Below are 18,288 nucleotides of genomic sequence, written 5' to 3' on the forward strand. Positions count from 1 at the left end.
GAGCGAGCGTGTTGTGGGCGCTGCTGCGTGACGGACGGGTCTTCACCGCCGCCCCACCGGTCACGCAAGCGGCTTGACTTCGTCATTGAGACTCCCGCCCAAAGCCGCTACACCGACCTAGTGGGATCACTGCCAGCCGCCGGTGGTTCAATCACGCCATCACCACGCGAGCAAGTATGCGATCCCGGTGAGGAGCCCAGAACGGAGACCGAAGCAATGCCACAAGATTGTTTGGCGTCCGTTGGACCGACAACGGTCCCGACAAGGAGGATGTGGCTTGCGGAGATGGCGGTGTCTATCGCCGCTTCGGGAGCAGCGTTCGTCGGGTGCTTGGCGCTGGTGGCGCCCCCGAGGGTCCTCGACACCACGGCGACCCTCCTGCTCATCGTCGTCTCGATCGGTGCTGGCAGTCGCGTTGGTCGCCGCTTTCGGGCCTGGGGGCTGAGCCGCCAACCAGGTGACCACCCATAGTCATGTCTTGGGCACAGTCTGCTGGCCGACGCAGCAGGTCGATTATCCGGCCAAGGATCTAGCGCGTACCGGCGGGCGGGTCGGCGTAGACGCCGTTCAGCATGCCGGTGGCCTGCCCGACTTCGATGAGATAGCCGTCCGGGTCGCGCAAGTAGCACCGCAGCTCGGCCTTGCGATCGATGGGTGGCGTGAGGAATTCGGCGCCCTTCGCACTCCACTCTCGGTGACATGCCTCGATGTCGGCGACGCGAAGGTTGAGGAAGCTGCTGACCATGCTCGGGTCGGTGGGCGGGCGCAGGGTGACGTCTGGCTTGTCCGGGGTAGGGCCGCCGCCCGGGTTCATGATGATCCATCCGTTGGCGAGCTTGATGGTGCAGGGGTTCTCCTCGAGCACCACCTCACCGCCGAGAACGTCGGTGTAGAAGGCGCGAGATCGGGCTACGTCGGCCACCGTCAGAAAGTGAGTGAGGAGGAGCCCGGAATCCGGGGCAGGAAAACCATCACGGTGCATGCAAGGCCTCCAGGCAAATCGGATGTTTCCTTCCATAGTGGTGGATGGATGTCCGTGGGCACGAATGAACACGGCCGGGACGGCTAGAGCTACGGATCAGATGTTCTCCGTGCCACGACCGCGCCAGACGGAGCGGGGAGCCACGGGGAACGGCGGTCGTCGACGGTGCCGCGCGCCCGCGTCCCTCGAAATCGACATGCCGCAGGTCAGACCTCAACTCGCCGCACCTCGCTCCTAAAGCGGTGGTTACTCGCCCGCCCGCCGTACGCCAGTGCAGGCCACGAGTTCGCCGCCGTCTGCGGTGAGGAAGCATGAAGATCCATGACCTATCGGCAGCTGTGACCTGCCCAAGGCGCACCGGCTGGTCATGCTGGCCGAGGAGCTGCACCGCTCGTTCCATGCTGGGTGGACCTCAAAGGCCGTCTTCATAACGACCCAGCCCCGCACTTCGCATCAGGAGCCGTCGATCAGTTCCTCTACCTCGGGCGGGAGTTCTGAGCCGGAGTAAGCGGCGAAGAACGTGGCTTCCTCAGGTGTGTCCCCGATGGCGATGGCCACCTTGGGAGAGATGCCGTCCACCTCGTAGGCGGTCCCCGTCGTGGCCGGCTCCTCGTCCTTGTCCTGGCCGCCGGTGTCTTCGCAGGGTGGTTTGGTGGCGGCGCCGAGCTTCTTCCCGACTGTGAAGTCCACGTTCGCCACGTCTCGATACGATCGGTCCTGGTACGTGAACCGGTTGACGCAGGAAGCCGATTCCTCCCCACTGCTACTGCTGCCGGCCGTGCACGCGGCTGCCGACATCGCCATGGCCGCCGCCAGTAGCCCGCCCGCGAATCGCCCGGTCCAGCTCATGCGTGTCCCCCTCAGTAGATGCTGCGAAGAGCGAGGATGTCTCCTCTTGCCGGGTGTCCTTGCCGTCGCTGACTACGGACACGCGATCGTGCACATCGTGAGGCTTTCGTGTCCCGAACCGACATGCCCCAGCCCGGAGATGTGCCCCGCCTCGTGAGCGCTCAGGGTCGGACGTGGCAGCCCTGGTGAGCGCCGCATCCGGTCTGAGTGGTGAGCACCTGCCCAGGCAAGTCGACAACCTTCGCGCCAAGTAGACGTCGGCAACCCGGAGCAGGTTCCCTTGCCGCGCCACCGGCCCGGTCTGCCGCACGTTGCTGGGGTGTGCCGATCGGCACGTCTGGTGGACTTGGTCGGATCGGCCCGGCGACGCATTGGAGCCTTGCCCGTATCCGCAGATGTTCCGCCGGTGACACCCATTGGTGAGTGCCTAACTGCGTGACAACGCCGACTGACAGCGGCGAACAAGCGCGCACGCCTGCGGACCATCGCAGCAGGTGAGCGGCGGGCCGTCCCAAGGTCGCGGGCCCACCCGAGTTGCTTCGGGACGAAGCGGTCGCTCCGTTGGGGTGCGCCGCACGACCGACGAAGCGCCTGCCTGTCCCGAGTGCAGCCAGCCTATGAGGTCCGGCGGCCTCGTGCTCTCCGAGCGGGAGGACGATGGCCGGCGGACCTGCCGGTCGCTGTGGAGGTGCGCCGGTCAGCACGTCTGGTGGGGCTGGGCCGACCGGCCGCACTGGCCATTGGAGGTCTGCCCGGTGCCGGAGCTGTTCCGCTGACATCCAACGCTGACATCAACGACGACGAACAGCGGTGACAACCGGCAGCCGCGTGCGGCGCTCATGCTCTCGGTGGACCGCAGCCACGCCGGGGCGAGATCGAACTTACAAAGCAGATGTCGGCGGTTCGAAACCGTCCGCGCCCACCAGTCAAGACGCCCTCGCAGCGAGCCGCTGCGGGGGCGTTGACGATGAAACGCGACGGCAGTCGTTCGGTATGGTCGCCTTGCGGTGAGCCGTATTCGCTCCTGGGGCAGTGACCTCTTAAGACAGAGCCGGTCCCGTGTGCTGGCCGTCCCCAGCCTTTCCCGGGATCACGCGGCCCGGCGGGCCCGGGCCACGCTCCTGCCTCCGTCCCGCTCGGGCCCGGCCCGCCGGCCACGCGGCTGGAGCGAGCAAGCCAGTGCGCGAGACGGTAGCCCGCTGGGGCTGGGGCGGTCGGCTCCGTTGCGCAGCCACCATGGGGCGAGCCTCGAAGATCGGGCCCCGATCGGGCTATTGCGGACAGTCGAGGAGCCAGCCCGATTCGCGGCCGGCGTAAGGGGCCTTGATCTCTCGCCCCACGGCAGCTCCAGCCCAAAGCCGCTGCACCGACCTACGGGATCGGGCCGCGGTCACTCTCGTGGCACGAGACGCACGCGCACACCGCCGAGAGTCGTCGACCACTCCTGGCCCTGCTCTACAGCCTCACGTCCTTCGTCGAGCATTCGAGCCTTCACGAGATTCGCCGACTCTCCCTCAGCATTTCCCAGTGCAGAGGAGACTCGAAGGCCACCCGTGAACGCGCCACGGAGTCCTCCAGAGCCCTGGCAGCCGCCGCCAGGTCATCGCGCTGTCGCCCTGCGGCTCCCCAGCTCGGGACGGTTGCACCTGCCGGACTGTTCACGCAGGGCGCTTCCACTAGCTCGTCCGAGAATCCGTCCTGTCCACTGACTGCAGAATCGAGCGGTACAGGTCGGGCCGACGGTCGGCGAACACGTCATTGCGGGCGCTGAGGCGCTTGTCCCTGGCGTCACCGAGCTTGCACTTGGCGATCACCATGCCTTCCTCGTAAGTAGGCAGGGGGCCGGCAGCCGGGTGGCCGTCGGGGTCTGCAATCACCGACCCGCCGGTCCAGGACACGCCGCGCTCGACTCCAGTGCGGTCGCATGCGGCGACGAACATGCGGTTGACCGCTGCGTTCGCCTGCACGCGCACCACCTCGGCCGGGCGCTCCCCTTCGGGGCGCGGAAACAGTGGCCAGTTCACCGGGGCGCAGAGCAGGTCGGCGCCGCGCAGGGCGACGGTACGGACCCACTCCGGGAATTCCAAGTCGTAGCAGACCAGCACGCCGATCCGCCCCACTGCCGTGTCGACGACGGGCGGTAGCTCCGCGCCGGGCTCGAAGATGGTCTTCTCGGCATCCCACAGGTGGGCTTTGCGGTAGAGGGCGCGTACGCCGTCGGCGTCGACGAGGACGGCCGAATTACGCAGACGCCCCCCCTCGTCGCGCTCGCAGATCCCCCCGACCACAATCAGGTCGTGCCGACGCGCCATCGCGGTCCAGCCGGTGACGGTGGGACCGTCGAACGGTTCGGCGAGCTCCGACGCCTCCGCCGTGTCGCGGAACACGTAGCCGCTGTTGGCAAGTTCAGGCAGCACTACGACCTTTGCCCCGGACGCGGCAGCGCGTTCGATCGCTTGCTGCGCGGCAGCACGGTTGCCGTCCAGGTCGCCGACGGAGAGAGCGAGCTGGCAGCAGGCGACGGGAGTGACACCACGGGTGGGTACCGCACTCATGTCACACCCCCGCTGGGGCTGCAGGGGCATCGTCGCCATTCAGCTCATGCTCACTGGCGGCTACGGCTGCTTTCTCGGCGCGCATGTCCAGACCACGGCTGAGCACGTAGTACAGCAGGCCTGCCACCGCGAGGCCCACAACGAAGGAGACATCGGCGCCGCCCAGAGCCTTGGTGGCCGGGCCGGTGTAGAAGGAGGTGGCGAAGAAGGGGAGCATCGCGGCCAGGCCGACGGTGTAGGCCGTCAGGCCACGCCAGGACCAGCGCCCGTAGATGCCCCGCGGGTCGAAGATGGCGGTGATGGCGTAGTGACCTCGCCGCACGAAGTAGAAGTCCACGAGGTTGACCGCGGTCCACGGGATCAGGAAGTACAGCATCAGCAGCACGAAGTTGTTGAAGCTGCCGAGATAGTCCGCTGGAAGAGCCAGGGCCACCCCGAAAACAACCAGTTCGATGGCCACAATGCCGGCGACCCGGGCACGGATGGTCGGCTTCACCTTCTTGAAGGCGTCCACCGCGCTGGTGGTGGTAAGCATCGCTCCGTAGGCGTTGACAGCCATGATGGTGATCAGTGCCAGAGACGAGATGACGACCGCGAAGGTGCCGAATCCGGGCAGGATGTCGTTGCCGACTTGACGAATGCCGGCGATCGCGTCCGGGTTGGGAAGTGCCGAGGCGAGCACGGCGCCAAGCGACATCAGCCAAACGGCAGAGCCCGCCGCTCCCGCGTAGGTCCACCAGATGACCTTCTTGGCGGAGACGTTCGCCGGCAGGTAGCGGGAGTAGTCGGAGACATACACCGCGTAGCTGATCTGGTAGCCGGCAGCGGCGGAGAAGACCACCAGGAATGCCGTCCAGGAGCTGCCGCCATTGGCGGCATGCGGCGTATTGGTGTCCAAGTTCACCAGCGCGCCGACCGTCAGGATGCCGAACACCACAATGAGCAGGTAGGTCAGCCAGCGTTGCACCAGGTGCAGGAGGTCGTAGCCGACCACCGCCAGGACGATGGCCAGGCCGATGAGGATTGCATACCACAGCGTCGTGCCACCGGGCAGTACGGTCTGCAGGCCTTGCGTGGCCAGCACGACGTTGAACACGTTGAAGCCGATGTAAACGAACACCACAGCGATGAAGGGCACGATCGCCCCCCGGGTGCCGAACTGTGCCCGGGACTGGATCATCTGCGGCAGACCCATCCGCGGGCCTTGGTTGGCATGGAACGCCATGAAGAAGGTGCCAAAGCCGGCACCGAGGACGACAGCCGCGATCGACCAGCCCAGGCTCAGCCCAAGGGCAGGGCCGATGAAACCGGTGACCATCGTGGTGAGCACGAAGTTGCCCGTGAACCAGAACGGCCCCTGGTGCCACACTCTGCCGTGCCGCTCACGCGCCGGCACGTAGTCGATGGAGCGCACTTCGATGACCCCGGAGCCAGATGCGGACTTTGCGTCGTCCATGGGTCCTCCTCAGAAGGCAGGCGGTCGGAAATGCACTGAACATATGTGGTTGAAAAGTGTATGACGATCGACTGCAGGGCGAATCTGCTGGGAATGGATGGACAATGTGTCCATGCCCTTCCGCATCGTCGACCTGCTCGACGTGCCTGACCTGCGCCTCTCGGTTGTGGCCGCCCGGGATCGCCTGGATCGCCCCATCGAGGCCGCTCACGTCTCAGAACTGCTCCGCCCCGGGGCCTGGCTCCAAGGCGGTGAGCTCCTGATGACCATTGGACTGCTGCTACCGGTGGACCGCAGTGGGTGTCGGGCCTACGTTCATGACGTTGATGCAGGTGGAGCCAGCTGCCTGGTGCTTGGACTCGGACACGAGCTGCCCTACCAAGAGGCCCCGGCGCCGTTGGTCGAAGCCGCCCAGGAGGCAGGGCTTCCGCTGCTCACCGTGCCTCATGAGGTCCCGTTCATCGCGATCACCAAGGCCGTGTTCGCTGCCCGGGCGGCTGAACAGCGTCTCGCCCTGGAGCGCGCATACGAGGCTCAGCGTCGACTGACTGCCGCCGCTGCGTCGGGCCGCGGACTGACGGCCATCTTGGAGGCGTGGGCGCAGGCCACCGGCGTGGGCGCGGCAGTCACCGATCCATTGGGCCGGATCATCGCCTCGGTGGGGCGGGGCACCGAAGCTGCGCTGGAGGCCAGCGGAGACCTGATCCAGCGGGTCGCTGTCCGGGGTCTGCTCGGCAGCGGAACCAGCATCGTCCACAGCGCGCACGTGGAGGTGCAGCCTCTCGGTGCCCAGCGCCTGCGCGGCCTGCTGATGCTGACCGGCGAAATGGACCCGGCCACGCGCCTGCTCGCCTCGGGGCTGGTCTCTCTCCTGTCACTGGAGCTGGAACGGCGGCACCTGGCGGACGAGCCCGGTCGCAGGCGTCGCTCCGCCCTCCTCGGGCGGCTCCTGACCGAAGGTACGACGGCCGAGCAGGTCCGCGATCTCCTCGCTGCGGCCGGCCTCGTCACCGACGCCGTGCGCGGAATCGCCATTGAGCCCACGGCCGACGCGGATGATGTGGTGGCAGATTTGGCGCTCGCCGTGCCGGGTGGCCTGGCCCGGGTCACGGGCGGCGTGGTCGAAGCCGTCGTCGGCGGCGATCTGGACGTACTGGAAGCCCTCAACCGGTTTGCTCCGGGCTTCCCGACAGGTATCGGACCCTCCGTCCCGCCGGAGTCGGCTGCCTCCTCACTTCGACAAGCCCGGGGCCTGCTGGGAATAAGCCGAATCGCGGGGCGTCCGGTGGAAGCGCAGGCGAACAGGTCCGGACAGCTGCTGCTGGAGCTCGGCAACCGCTTTGTGCTCAGCGGATACGCGGACGCCGTGCTCGGGGCACTCGACGATGCCGATCCGTCCGGCGACCTGGTGGCCACGCTTGCGACCTGGTTGGACACCGCCGGCTCCTGGGACGAGACGAGCCGGCGACTTGGTGTCCACCGGCACACCGTCCGCAACCGCCTCGACAAGGTCATGCGAGTCACTGGCCGACGTCTCGACGACGGTGACGACCGTTTCGATCTCTGGCTGGCAATCAGGGGTAGGCAAGCCGCGCAGCACACGCCCACCTCTCCCGGTGCAGCGCCTCAGCAGCCGATGCCGCCCACGTGAGGGCAAAAAGAAAGAAGGGGCGAACACGCAGGTCACTGGTGGCAACAAGCGCCTACACCGGTCACGGTCCTGCTGGACAGCAGCGGAGTACAGCAACCACCGCAACCGCAGCCGACCGGCAATGGCCCCCGGACACCTCATGACCAGCGTCCTGGACCGCAATAATCCTGCAGCCCGTTCGCATCGAGGCGCTCCATCACGACGCGCGGAGCGATCCGGTTCGCGGTGAGCAACGTGGCGCAGCCGTGCCGTGCGTCGTGCAGCCGGATGACGCGGAGGCCGGCATGCCGTGAGCACCTCGACGCCCGACCAGCACGCGCCCGGCGCTGTCCCGGAGGAAACCCGGCCGTCGTCGGCGTCGGACACCCAGGCGCCGTCGATCTCGAGAACAGCGTGGCCCTGCGGCCGCGGGCGCCGCCGACCAGAGGCGAGGGCGCCGACAACCAGTACACCCCTCGCTCCGCGACCGAGGAACGCTGAGGGGGCCGGGCGGACACCCCGGCAGAGGCTCTGCAGACCGGGCCCGGGGCCGGCGGTGTTCCCGCTGGGCCGGGGCCTGCGTCGTCCGCCCGGCGAAGAGCGCCATCCGGCCGTGTGAATGAGTCCCTCCGCGTGCGCGGACGCCGGGGTTTGCGCAGGCTGGAAGGCGTGCTGGTGATCCGCGGTGAGGGGCGATGATCGTATCGGTGGTGTCGATACCGGAAGGGACCGTTGCCCGTGCACCCCTGTCCCACGCACGTGAGCGTCTCTCGGCGTCCCGGTTCCTTCTTGTGGACATCGAGCTGCCCAAGGAAGCGCCGCCCGGTGAGCGCCCGATCGCGCATGAGCTCGGTCTGGAGGCCGAGGACCTGGCATGGCTGGGCAGGGAAGGCGAATCCGCGCGGGCCGAGTTCCTCGGGGACAGCGCCGGGTTTGTCGTGCCTGTGATCGAAGACTGCCAGGTCACCCAGATCCATGCCTTCGTGAACGAGCGGCACCTGGTCACGGTGCACTGGGGGCCGAGCGGACCGATGGGGAATCTCTTCGCCCGGTTGCCGAACGAAAGGCCGTCCGGGACCGTGGCCACGCTGTTCCTGCTGCTGGAGGAGGCCCTGGAGACCTTCCGTCGGTCCGCCGTGGAGGCGTTGCTGGAGGTGGAGGACCTCGAGGACGAGATGTTCCAGGAGCGGCACCCTCAGCAGGTCTACAATCTGGCGCGCCTGCGGCGGCGCGCGGCTCTCCTGCACCATGCGCTCCTGCCGTATCTGGAGGCGACGGACGAGACCTTCACGCGGCGGATGATGAGTGGCAGCTTCCCGGAAGAGCGGCAGCGGCTGGCCCGCTCGTACCAGCGGGCCGCGCGGATGGTGCTCGCGAACATCGAGTCGCTCCAGGATGCCTCCCGGCGGGCCTTCGGTAGCTACTCCAACCTCGTGGCCGGCGAACAGAACGGCGTGATCAACCGGCTGGCGATCGTGTCGACGATCTTCCTGCCGCTGACCTTCCTGACCGGGTTCTTCGGCATGAACTTCACCTACATGACCGACGAGCTGGAGAGCGGCGTCGTTTTCTGGCTGCTCGCTGTGGGGCTGCAGGCGGTCGTTCTGCTCATCGCCCTCTACGCGCTGCACCGCACCCGGATCTGGCGGAAACTGCGCGAGGACGGGCGCGACGACCGATGAATGCCTCGCTACGGGGATGGAGGGCCTATTCCGACTCTGCTCCGGTACAAATTGCGACATCCTGTGTCAAGGGCTCGCTCCGCTTGCCGCGCGAAGAGTGACTTTCAGTCCGTAGTAGGCGGTCTCGCTCTCCCATCGCTGGTGGTAGAGATCGGCCAGTTCGGCTGCGGGTTGGAGGACGGGGTCAAGCAGGGTGGTGATCAGCCGGACGCAGGTGGAATGCCGTTGGCCATCGCCGGTGGTGACGCTGACCTGGCAGGAGACCACGCGCAACGGTCACCTTGGTCAGGTCGGGTAGTGGTGTTCGCCGTCCGCGGCGCTGCCAGGCGGCCAGACGGTCGGCGGATCGGCGATCGAGAACCTGGGAGGGGTGGCTTCCGTCGGGCAGGGGCTGGATCACCGGCAGCAGCCGTCCGGATTGCACTCTCCATAGCAGGTCAGCGCCGGTAGCCGCGGCGTCTCGGATGGCTTCGAAACCGTCGTGACCCCGGTCGGCCGACAGCAGTGTCCCCGGCCCGAGAGCGGGCAGCAGGCGACGGGCTTGCGGCAGTTCCTCCCACCCCGCCCTTGACACGGCACGTCCCCGCCCAACTTCCCGGTCTCCGGTCTTGGCCTGAAGCCGCGGAGCCGACGCCCCAGCTTCAGCGGGGTTCACCCCATCAGGCCCTTCGCCGTTGGTGTGCGACCGGCGGTCGGGCCGGAGCGGGGCGTAGAACAGGAGCGTCGGCCCGGGCCGCGCGATGCCGCGCCGTGCGCGGCGGGAGCGCCTTGACTCGATCGTGAAGCCCAACCTCGCCCCGCCGTCCTACTCGTGAGCGGGATGCGTGCGGCTCTACATCGCCCCGTACCTCGGCGCGAAGCGTCTGGACAAGCTCACAGTGCGGGACGTGCGCGAGTGGCTGACCAAGCTCGCGACCGTCTGCCAGTGCTGCGCTCAGGGCAAGGACGCCAAGCGGGAGCCCAGCCGCCAGAAGTGCTGCGCGGTCGGCGACTGCTGCGAGTCGTGTCCGTCACGCCGGGTGATCCAAGGCTCCCGCGACGCCCTGCGGGCCGCGCTCACCCATGCGGTCGCGGAGGAGGAGATCGGCAAGAACGTCGCGTCCCTCGTGAAGGTGCCCAAGCCGCGCCGCCGTCGGGGCAAAAGCCGTGGTCTGTAGCCGGGGCAGGCCGGTTCCTGGCCGATGCCGCCGCCCGGGATGACCATCTCTTCGCGGCCTGGGTCCTCGTCCTCTTCCTCGGGCTGCGCCGTGGTGAGGTGCTGGGCCTGACGTGGAAGCCGGTCGACTTCGAACCCGGCGAGTTGTACGTGGATCACCAGATCCGGCGTGCCGGACGGGAGATCCTCCACCGCGAGACCAAGACCAAGGACTCCGACGCCTTCCTCCCCCTGCCGGCACCCTGCCTCAAGGCCCTCCGGATGTGCCGCGCCCAGCAACTCGGCGACCGGAAGGCCGCGGGCAAGCTGTGGCAGGACACTCACGGGCTGATCTTCACCACCAAGCACGGCACGCCCATCGAGCCGGGCAATCTGACCCGCATGTTCGCCCTGCGTTCCCGTCGCGCCGGGCTCCGGACGATCCCGCTGCGGAACACCCGGCACACGTGCAGCTCGCTCCTGGTCGCGCTCAAGGTCCACCCGAAGGTGGCCCAGCGCATCCTTCGCCACTCGCAGATCGTCATGACGATGGAGGTCTACGCCGAAGCGAGCGAGGAAGAGGTGCGCGAGGCAATCGGCGAGCTGTCCGACGCGATGGGCGGCACCGGCTGACATCGACCGACACGGTTGCTGTACTTCGCTGCTGTACCGTCCAACGCGAGAGGCCCCGGACTTGTCGTCCGGGGCCTCTGGCCAGTGTGCACTCGGCAGGATTCGAACCTGCAACCTTCTGATCCGTAGCTCTGCAGAGATCGGTCAACGGGACTCACACAAGGCGCTGTGCGGTCCCTCAGAGGGGCTGTCGAGCATGGTCGGTTGCTGATCTTCGTTGCTGTACAGCAACCGCGATGAACATCCTGATGCTCGTTGCGCAGGATGGATCGGTGTGCTGTTCGCGATCAGAGCCAGAGGCTCCGTGTCAGCTCCGAGCCGACCTAGCACCGTTGATCAAGTTGACGACCGCGCAGTCGCCCAGGAGCGCGGGCCGCCCCGCGGCATTCGACGGGGCGGCCGGGATGTGGCCGAACTCGATGACGGAAGTCACCCGTTGGGAGCGATGAGCACCTTCATGACCTCCGCGGAGCGAAGCGTCTCGAATGCCTCCAGCGCCTCCTCGAGCGGCATGATGGCCGTCGTGAGGTCGTCCACCCGAATGTCACCGCGGGTCAGCAGGTCGATCGCATCGTCGAACTCGGATCCATAGACGAAGGAGCCGCGGATGGTGATCTCCTTGAGGAGAATGGTGTCGGGATCGAAGCCGCCGCCGGGCCCCGCCCCCACGTCGACAAGTACGCCATCGTGGACCAGCAGCTGGATGGCCTGCTGTCGTGCCGCCGCGCTTCCCGAGCACTCGATCACCACGTCCACCGCCATCTCGCCGAGTCCGGTGGGGACTTGGTCAGGAGTCAGGGTGATATCGGCATGCGAAGCCGGGCCGAAGCGGCGGCGCTCCGGTGCCGGCTCGACCAGGACGATGCGGGCGGCCTTCCGGTGGGCGGCGATGCGGCAGGCAAGCTGTCCGATCGGTCCGCCACCGTACACCGCCACGGTGCGGCCGGTGAGATCACCGGCCAGTTCCACGGCCCGTAGCGCCGTGGCCGTGGGTTCGACCCAGGCCGCCTCGACCCGACCCATTGCCTCGGGGACAGCCCGCAGCGTTCCGGGGAAGGCGGCCATCCTCCGTGCGAGGGCTCCGTCCCGCTGCAGCCCGAGCGCGGTCTCCATGGTCGCCTGGTGGCAGAAGTTGGGCCGGCCGGCGACGCAGTCCGCGCAGACACCGCACACGTTGCCGTTCGGGTTGATGGCGACGCGCTGGCCCACGTGCCACCCCGTCACCGAGTCCCCGACATGGCTGATCCGTCCCGACGACTCGTGCCCCATGACGAAACCGCCGCGGTAAACCTGCGGCAGATGCGGGGCGTGCAGGTCGCTGCCGCAAATTCCGCACAGGTCAATGTCCACGATCACCTGATCGTGACGGGGCTCGGGCTCGGGCCTTGACTCGAGCACGATCCTCCTGTCCGCAGTGAGAACGACGGCTTGGGCCGCGGTCATGGCTTGCTCCTTCATGGCTTGCTCCTCGTAGCGGAGGCGTCCTACGCGGGTACGGCCCAATCCGGCGGCATGTGCTCAGCGTCGCTGGGAATGGGCTCGCCCACGGCTTATGCGCTCTTGAACTGCGCGGTGATGGTGGCGACGCGCTTGCCCTGGTGGACGGCGGCGGCGCGTGCGGTGTCGTCGACCTGGCGGAACGCATCCAACGCCGCGCGGGCGCAGCGTTCCGGCTCCAGGAATCAGGTGAAGTTGGCCCCGCCGTCGACGAGGAACGACTGGCCGTTGACATAGGCGCCGTCGTCGGAGAAAAGGAACGGCACCGTCCCGGCGAGGTCCTCCGGCACGCCCAGTCGCGACGACCGTACGGAGGCCAGGATCTCCTCGCGGAACTGCTCGTCGGTCGCTGCGAGGGCAGCGGGGGCGAGGATCACGCCGGGCGAGATCAGGTTGGCACGGACTCCATGCTTGCCGCCGACTGTCGGGGTGTGCCGGGTGAGCCCTACCAGACCGCTCTTGGCGGCTTGGTAAGCGGCGTGTACGTCCTCGCCAGTGCTCCCCTCCTTCTACCCGAAGGAGGGCGTGGCTGGCCGGCGTCGTGTGAGGTCGCGCGGCCGGCAGCGCTCCGTGCCGGTCCGTCTGCAGCGATCACTGGCGTGTGCCGCCAGCAGATGTGCGGCAGCGGATCGTGATGCGTACTGGCTCAGGGCTTGAGGACGAGCTTGCCCGTGGTGGCCCCGCTTTCCAGGAGACGGTGCGCCTCGGCGGCCTCGGCGAGGGGAAAGGCGCGCGGAACCGGTACGCGGACTCGTCCTGAGGCGACCCACTCGATGAGCCGGTGCAGGGCTGCGACCGCGGCCGGCAGCCGCAGCTCGAACCACGGGCCGAGGTTGAAGCCCACCACCGACTGGTTGGGGGCCGGGTCGTAGAGCCAAGGCAGGAGGGCGTTCTCGTCCAGCCGGCCGGGTGCGCCGCTCACCGACCCGAATACGACCAGGCGGCCGAAGGGCGCGAGGAGTCCGAGGGTCTGGGCCAGCCGGTCGCCGCCGGACATCTCGAGCGCCACGTCGACGCCCGTGCCGCCGGTGAGATCTCTGACCGTCTTCGCCCAGTTGGGATCGTTGTAGTCGACGGCGTGGTCGGCGCCGAAGCCGAGCGCGATCTTCCGCTTCGCCTCCGTGCTCGCTCCTGCGATGACGTTGCCGGCGCCCAGGAGTTTGGCGATCTGCACCGCGTATCCGCCCACGCCGCCGGCCGCGGCCGGGATGAACACGCTGTGGCCCTCCTCGATGCCGACGGTCTCGGTGAGGATCAGGGTCGCGGCGAGCCCCGCCACCACGACGCCTGCTGCCGCGTCGGGCTTCAGCCCCGGGGGGATGGGGATCACGTTGGGAGCGAAGGCGAGGGCGAGTTCCGCATACCCTCCGGATGCGTCGGCGCCGACCATTGCGAACACGGGCGTACCCACGGCGGGACCGTCGACGTTCTCTCCCAGGGCCACGACGGTGCCGGACACCTCCGCGCCAGGGACGAACGGCGACGGCGTGGGAACGGGGTAGTCGTCGCCGCGCCGGCGCATGACATCGGAGAAGTTCACCGCGGCAGCCTCGACACGGATCAGGATCTGTCCCGGACCCGGTTGCGGATCGGGCAGGTCCACCAGGCGCAGGACCTCCGGGCCGCCTTGTTCGGTCATTTGAATGGCTTTCATCATGTACTCCGGTTGGGGTGGGTGACCGGCGTCCGGCTAGAGGGCCTGGGCACAGGTGGTGGCGACCGGCTCCTTGTCGGGCCGGGTTGGGTCGGCAATCGGGTCGATGCTCGAGTCGGCGAGAACCTTCATGGTCTGGGCCGGTACTGCAACGGGGCGAAGTCGTCGAGCGCGCGAAGGGTTCCGGATGTCGCCGGTGATCGGCTCGGTCCCAGCTCCGTCGGCTTCCGCAGCCGACTCGGCGTTGCGTACGACGGCTACGACCATGTGCCCGTGCTCCAGCAGCACCCGCAGCACGGGGCCGCCCACGAAACCGGTTGCTCGTGTCAGCAGAACACTCATCTCGATCGCTTCCCTGCTTCAGCGGTTTTAGCTGTTCGAGACAGGTAACCAGTCCGGGATCGCCATCCATTCCCATCGGAACAGAAATTTCTCTTCCTGTCTGTCGCAGACAGCGATCCGGACGAATCTCGTGGAAGACTCCGGGAGCCGGTCATGAAAGGGGTGAGGCGAGCGCGAGGCCTCGAGGTTGTCGCAGCGCGGCGCCATCGGGTCGCCTTGTCCCTGTCTGGAACACCTATCATGCGAGCATGACATCGGCGTGGGAGGCCAGAGGGCGCGTAGCGTCGCCCACCGCTGCGGCCAGCGGCCCCATCAGTAACGCCCTCATCCGAGTGACGCAGCTGCATGTGATGCGAGCCCGCCAGTTGTTCCGTGACCTGGGCCTGCACCCGGGTCACGAACTGCTGTTGATGTATTTGTGGGATACGGGTCCGCGGCGGCAGTCCGACCTGGCGGCGGCATTCGATACCGACTCGGCCTCGATGACCCGGACAGTCCAGCGCCTGGAACGAGCCGGCTTCGTCCGCCGCCGGCCCGACCCCAGCGACGGGCGGGCCACCCTCGTCGAGACCACCCCCGCCGGCAGGGCGCTTCGACGCCAGGTCGAGAAGCTCTGGGCCGACCTGGAGGACGTGACCACGGGCGACATGACGCAGGACGAGCGCCGGGTGCTCCTCCGTGGCCTCGAACGGGTGGAGGACAACCTGGCGGCCCGCCAACGGCCCGATCCAGCGAGTGCCGACTAGCCGACTGGCAGGCAGGTGGTGCGCGGGACCAGGGCCGGCGCAGCGATGCGGTCGGGGCCTCCTTGCCGTGACACTGGTAAGTGCCCCGGACGCGGCGTGGCGCCGCCAGTTCGGTCGTCGGCGAGGTGGGGAACGCGACGGTACGGACGCCAGCCGCACTCTTCGGCGACTTGATCAGCAGCCCGTCCGTGCGGGTCTCGGCGAGAGCGCGACGCACAGAGACGGTCCGTCGTTCGAGGTCGACATCTCGCCGCTGTAGTGCGGCCGGCTCACCACAGCGCAGTCCGGTGAAGGCAGCCAGGAGTATGAGCATGCGGAATCTCGCAGGCACGGCGTCGGCGAGCTGGAAGACGTCCGCCACTTCGAGGAACGGGCGTTCGGCGGTCCTCGCGGCGCGGCCCCCTTGATGCGGCGTGGATTGCGCTGGATCAAACCGTCGTCCACGGCCGTGTTCATGATGGCTCGCAGGATCTGATACGCCTTGGCCACGGTCGGCTCACCGACGCCAGAGCTCAGGAGTTCGGCTCGTCAACGCCGGATATCGAACTCCTCGCGCGGTACAGAGCCCTCAAGCGTTGAGTCGTCGTGCCCCATGCGTGCCCGATCAGTCGGGGACGAGCGGGGAACCACGGGGAACCGGGGCGAGGCAACCACTCCGCCGCAGGTCAGCGGCATCCAGCTCAATCTGATCAGCCCAGGGTCACGGCCGCACTCCTCCGAACTGGTGCGGTGTCCCACCTCCGGCAGGGGGCTCTGGGCTCTCAGCATGAGCATCGCCACGTCAGACCGAGTTGCTCTTCACCAGGAGCTGCCTCGGACGCGGTCACAGCCCGGCGCGCCAGTCCCGCTCCAGATCGCCTGCGTCGAATACGCTGCGAAGACGTCCAACCTGGCGTCCTTGACAACGCGTACGCACAAGGGAACGCCGCCCGGTGGCGGTTCTTCACGTCGGCCCGGATGGCGCAGCTGCCGGATGCAGGAAGGGGTGTGGCATGAAATCCCCAGGCGTGCACCTACGGGAGATCACCGACGACAACCGGGATGCCGTTCGTGCCCTCCGCGTCCGACGCGACCAGAAGCAGTTCGTCGCCTCAGTGTCCAAGTCGCTCAAGGAGGCGGCAAAGACGCCGGAGGCCAATCCCTGGTACCGCGCCGTGTACCGCGGCGACGAGCCAGTCGGCTTCGTGATGCTGTCGTGGAAACCGCCGGCTGGTCCTTTCAAAGGGCAGCACTTCCTCTGGCGCCTCCTCGTCGACAAGCGGTACCAGAGGCGAGGGATCGGCCGAGAGGCGCTCACGCAGATCGCCGACCTGGTTCGCGCGGACGGCGCCACCGAGCTCCTGACCAGCTACGAGCCCGGCGACGGCGAACCGTGGCCCTTCTACCAGGAGTTCGGGTTCGAGCCCACCGGAGAGATCGACGACGGCGAGATCGTTCTGCGGCTCACCTTCCCCGCTCGGTGAGCACATACGGGAAGCCGCGGACGGTTTTGACCTCTGGTGGTCACATGACGAAGAAGCTGGTGGGCACCTGGAAGTTGGTGCCCACCAGCTTCATGTCCGCCTTGGAGGCAGCGTCATCGCCTTGACCCCGATCTTGGCACTCCAACCTGAGGCGGTGCCGATCCCCTGGATCTCAGCCGCCTTTGCGGGCACGCGGTTCGAGCGCGAGGCCATGCTGTTCCTCAGCCGCGACACAGATGACCCGTGACCGTGCCGACGCGGGGGACCTGGTTCAGGAGACGTACCTGCGGGCCTTCGATGCGTTCGGTTCGCTCGCCGGGACGACGAGCCACAAGACCTGGCTGGTCCGCTTCCTGGCCGACACGGCGCTCGGCGCCGGCGTCGAGCGGCAACGCCCACCGCGCCCCACGCTCCGTGTTCACCGGACGCTCCCGGTGCGGGCCCTGGAACGGCTGTCCGACCGTGAAGTGAAGGCCGCGCTGAGACAACTTCCGCGGTCGGTTGCGATCGTCGTACACCTCGCCGACGTCGAAGACTTCACCCACAGGGAGATCGCGGAGATCCTCGGCATCCCCCAGAGCACCGTGGCATCCCGGTTGCGCCACGGCCGACGCCGCTTGCTCCTGCTGCTCACCGCCGCCGCACGCCGACACGGCCTTCTCGACTGACGACGGCCTCGGGGCGCCTCTTGTGCTGTTGTCCGTGGGCACTCCCTGTCTCTCACGCGAGGGACGCGGAGGCTGAGCCACATCCGCTCCTTCGCTTCCACGATGGCGGGCCGCGCTCGAACTCGCGGTCCGGTCCCCATGCCTGAAGTACGACGAAGGCCCAGGTCACCGGCGGAGAACCGGGGGTCCGGGCCTTGATCGTTCCTGCGCCATTCCGGTGACTGGCGTCGGGTGTGCTTGACGTCTGTCCCTCGCTCGCCGGGCGCGGACAGCCCGGCTGCGGAACCTCAAAGGGCCGTGAGGCGTTGGTAGGGGAACGCGCGGAGTGTGCGCGAACGACCGGAACGACACGGGCAGAAGCCGAGGTGGCACGAGTGGCGATGTGGGATCGGATCAAGGACCAGGCCAAGAATCTGCAGCAGCAGTCGCAGGGGACGCGGAGCTCGGGCGGACATGCGCGGCCGGGTGCGGGTTCCGCCGCCGGGTCGCGGGCTCAGCTGGTGAACTCGCTCAAGTCCCAGCTCACCTCCCTCAAGGCGGAGCTGAAGAGCGGCGCCTACCGGGACGCCAGCATGGCGATGTGCGCGCTGGTCGCGGCCGCGGACGGGCATGTCGACCCGGCCGAGCGGCAGCATGTGGAGTCGCTGATCCTGAACAACGACGTCCTGCAGAACTTCCCGCCCGACCAGCTCCGGCAGCGGTTCAACAAGCACGTCGACCAGTTGGCGCTCGACTTCCAGCAGGGCAAGGCGGAGGTCATGCAGGAGATCGCCAAGGCGGCGAAGAAGCCGACGGAGGCCAGGGCGGTCGTGCAGACCGGCTTCGTCGTCGCCGGTGCGGACGGATTCGTCGCGCCGGCCGAGGAGCAGGTCCTGCGTGAGGCGTGCTCGGTGCTCGGCCTGTCCCCGCAGGAGTTCGGCATCTGACCACATGCCCCACATGCCCCACCGCGCCACCTGCCGCCGTCGGCGGCGGGGTCCATGAGGTTGCCGCCAC

The 18,288-nt window shown here is 67.9% G+C and carries 13 protein-coding genes and 4 pseudogenes; 7 read left to right on the forward strand and 10 right to left on the reverse strand.

The annotated features are described in order from the left end of the window. Window positions 1-529: 529 nt before the first annotated feature. The 4 genes from ACWCP0_RS17645 to ACWCP0_RS17660 form a co-directional block, all read right to left on the reverse strand. Window positions 530-982: a VOC family protein gene (locus ACWCP0_RS17645; protein ID WP_451079851.1), complete on the reverse strand. Its 453-nt coding sequence runs from the start codon at window positions 980-982 to the stop codon at window positions 530-532. A 453-nt stretch (window positions 983-1,435) separates the two neighbouring features. Further along, window positions 1,436-1,831 carry a DUF6281 family protein gene (locus tag ACWCP0_RS17650; protein ID WP_451079709.1) on the reverse strand — a complete coding sequence of 132 codons (396 nt, stop codon included), beginning with the start codon at window positions 1,829-1,831 and terminating at the stop codon, window positions 1,436-1,438. A gap of 1,676 nt (window positions 1,832-3,507) precedes the next feature. Continuing rightward, window positions 3,508-4,386: a nitrilase family protein gene (locus tag ACWCP0_RS17655; protein WP_451079710.1), complete on the reverse strand. Its 879-nt coding sequence runs from the start codon at window positions 4,384-4,386 to the stop codon at window positions 3,508-3,510. A 1-nt stretch (window position 4,387) separates the two neighbouring features. Next, window positions 4,388-5,842, reverse strand: a complete 1,455-nt coding sequence (locus ACWCP0_RS17660) for a purine-cytosine permease family protein (RefSeq protein WP_451079711.1) — start codon at window positions 5,840-5,842, stop codon at window positions 4,388-4,390. A gap of 112 nt (window positions 5,843-5,954) precedes the next feature. On the opposite strand from ACWCP0_RS17660, the gene ACWCP0_RS17665 reads away from it, so the two are divergent. Beyond that, window positions 5,955-7,493 (forward strand): PucR family transcriptional regulator, encoded by a 1,539-nt coding sequence (locus tag ACWCP0_RS17665; RefSeq protein ID WP_451079712.1) that lies wholly within the window; start codon window positions 5,955-5,957, stop codon window positions 7,491-7,493. Between the two features lie 185 nt (window positions 7,494-7,678). Here the strand turns inward: ACWCP0_RS17665 and ACWCP0_RS17670 are convergent. Beyond that, window positions 7,679-7,783: pseudogene (locus tag ACWCP0_RS17670) on the reverse strand (tyrosine-type recombinase/integrase); the annotation flags it as partial. Window positions 7,784-8,263: 480 nt separating this feature from the next. Between ACWCP0_RS17670 and ACWCP0_RS17675 the strand changes: the two are divergent. Both ACWCP0_RS17675 and ACWCP0_RS17680 read left to right on the forward strand, forming a co-directional pair. Next, the gene (locus tag ACWCP0_RS17675) at window positions 8,264-9,154 is read left to right on the forward strand and encodes a CorA family divalent cation transporter (protein WP_451079713.1); all 891 of its coding nucleotides are present in this window, start codon (window positions 8,264-8,266) and stop codon (window positions 9,152-9,154) included. A gap of 767 nt (window positions 9,155-9,921) precedes the next feature. Beyond that, window positions 9,922-10,922 (forward strand): annotated as a pseudogene (locus ACWCP0_RS17680) (site-specific integrase); the annotation flags it as partial. 429 nt (window positions 10,923-11,351) lie between these two features. Here the strand turns inward: ACWCP0_RS17680 and ACWCP0_RS17685 are convergent. From ACWCP0_RS17685 to ACWCP0_RS17700, 4 genes and pseudogenes are all read right to left on the reverse strand, one after another. After that, window positions 11,352-12,365 carry a zinc-dependent alcohol dehydrogenase gene (locus ACWCP0_RS17685; RefSeq protein ID WP_451079714.1) on the reverse strand — a complete coding sequence of 338 codons (1,014 nt, stop codon included), beginning with the start codon at window positions 12,363-12,365 and terminating at the stop codon, window positions 11,352-11,354. Window positions 12,366-12,604: 239 nt separating this feature from the next. Further along, window positions 12,605-12,898 (reverse strand): annotated as a pseudogene (locus ACWCP0_RS17690) (SDR family oxidoreductase); the annotation flags it as partial. 167 nt (window positions 12,899-13,065) lie between these two features. After that, the gene (locus ACWCP0_RS17695) at window positions 13,066-14,058 is read right to left on the reverse strand and encodes a quinone oxidoreductase family protein (protein ID WP_451079715.1); all 993 of its coding nucleotides are present in this window, start codon (window positions 14,056-14,058) and stop codon (window positions 13,066-13,068) included. A 51-nt stretch (window positions 14,059-14,109) separates the two neighbouring features. After that, window positions 14,110-14,415, reverse strand: coding sequence for an NAD(P)H-binding protein (locus ACWCP0_RS17700; RefSeq protein ID WP_451079716.1), 306 nt, complete (start codon window positions 14,413-14,415; stop codon window positions 14,110-14,112). Window positions 14,416-14,765: 350 nt separating this feature from the next. On the opposite strand from ACWCP0_RS17700, the gene ACWCP0_RS17705 reads away from it, so the two are divergent. Beyond that, a complete protein-coding gene (locus ACWCP0_RS17705; RefSeq protein ID WP_451079852.1) occupies window positions 14,766-15,161 on the forward strand; it encodes a MarR family winged helix-turn-helix transcriptional regulator in 396 nt (131 codons plus the stop codon). A gap of 100 nt (window positions 15,162-15,261) precedes the next feature. Here the strand turns inward: ACWCP0_RS17705 and ACWCP0_RS17710 are convergent. After that, a pseudogene (locus ACWCP0_RS17710) lies at window positions 15,262-15,689 on the reverse strand (site-specific integrase); the annotation flags it as partial. A gap of 464 nt (window positions 15,690-16,153) precedes the next feature. Between ACWCP0_RS17710 and ACWCP0_RS17715 the strand changes: the two are divergent. The 3 genes from ACWCP0_RS17715 (at window position 16,154) to ACWCP0_RS17725 (ending at window position 18,218) form a co-directional block, all read left to right on the forward strand. Further along, window positions 16,154-16,624: a GNAT family N-acetyltransferase gene (locus tag ACWCP0_RS17715; RefSeq protein ID WP_451079717.1), complete on the forward strand. Its 471-nt coding sequence runs from the start codon at window positions 16,154-16,156 to the stop codon at window positions 16,622-16,624. 182 nt (window positions 16,625-16,806) lie between these two features. Further along, window positions 16,807-17,292, forward strand: coding sequence for a sigma-70 family RNA polymerase sigma factor (locus ACWCP0_RS17720; RefSeq protein ID WP_451079718.1), 486 nt, complete (start codon window positions 16,807-16,809; stop codon window positions 17,290-17,292). A gap of 374 nt (window positions 17,293-17,666) precedes the next feature. Next, window positions 17,667-18,218, forward strand: coding sequence for a tellurite resistance TerB family protein (locus ACWCP0_RS17725; RefSeq protein ID WP_451079719.1), 552 nt, complete (start codon window positions 17,667-17,669; stop codon window positions 18,216-18,218). The last annotated feature ends 70 nt before the right edge of the window (window positions 18,219-18,288 follow it).

The organism is Streptomyces sp. NPDC001970, from assembly GCF_053594115.1.

Excerpts from the sequence above, each read along its gene's own strand:
- ACWCP0_RS17645 (WP_451079851.1), bottom strand. The coding sequence starts at position 982 with ATGCACCGTGATGGTTTTCCTGCCCCGGATTCCGGGCTCCTCCTCACT.
- ACWCP0_RS17650 (WP_451079709.1), bottom strand. The coding sequence starts at position 1,831 with ATGAGCTGGACCGGGCGATTCGCGGGCGGGCTACTGGCGGCGGCCATG.
- ACWCP0_RS17655 (WP_451079710.1), bottom strand. The coding sequence starts at position 4,386 with ATGAGTGCGGTACCCACCCGTGGTGTCACTCCCGTCGCCTGCTGCCAG.
- ACWCP0_RS17660 (WP_451079711.1), bottom strand. The coding sequence starts at position 5,842 with ATGGACGACGCAAAGTCCGCATCTGGCTCCGGGGTCATCGAAGTGCGC.
- ACWCP0_RS17665 (WP_451079712.1), top strand. The coding sequence starts at position 5,955 with ATGCCCTTCCGCATCGTCGACCTGCTCGACGTGCCTGACCTGCGCCTC.
- ACWCP0_RS17685 (WP_451079714.1), bottom strand. The coding sequence starts at position 12,365 with ATGACCGCGGCCCAAGCCGTCGTTCTCACTGCGGACAGGAGGATCGTG.
- ACWCP0_RS17695 (WP_451079715.1), bottom strand. The coding sequence starts at position 14,058 with ATGACCGAACAAGGCGGCCCGGAGGTCCTGCGCCTGGTGGACCTGCCC.
- ACWCP0_RS17700 (WP_451079716.1), bottom strand. The coding sequence starts at position 14,415 with ATGAGTGTTCTGCTGACACGAGCAACCGGTTTCGTGGGCGGCCCCGTG.
- ACWCP0_RS17705 (WP_451079852.1), top strand. The coding sequence starts at position 14,766 with ATGCGAGCCCGCCAGTTGTTCCGTGACCTGGGCCTGCACCCGGGTCAC.
- ACWCP0_RS17715 (WP_451079717.1), top strand. The coding sequence starts at position 16,154 with ATGAAATCCCCAGGCGTGCACCTACGGGAGATCACCGACGACAACCGG.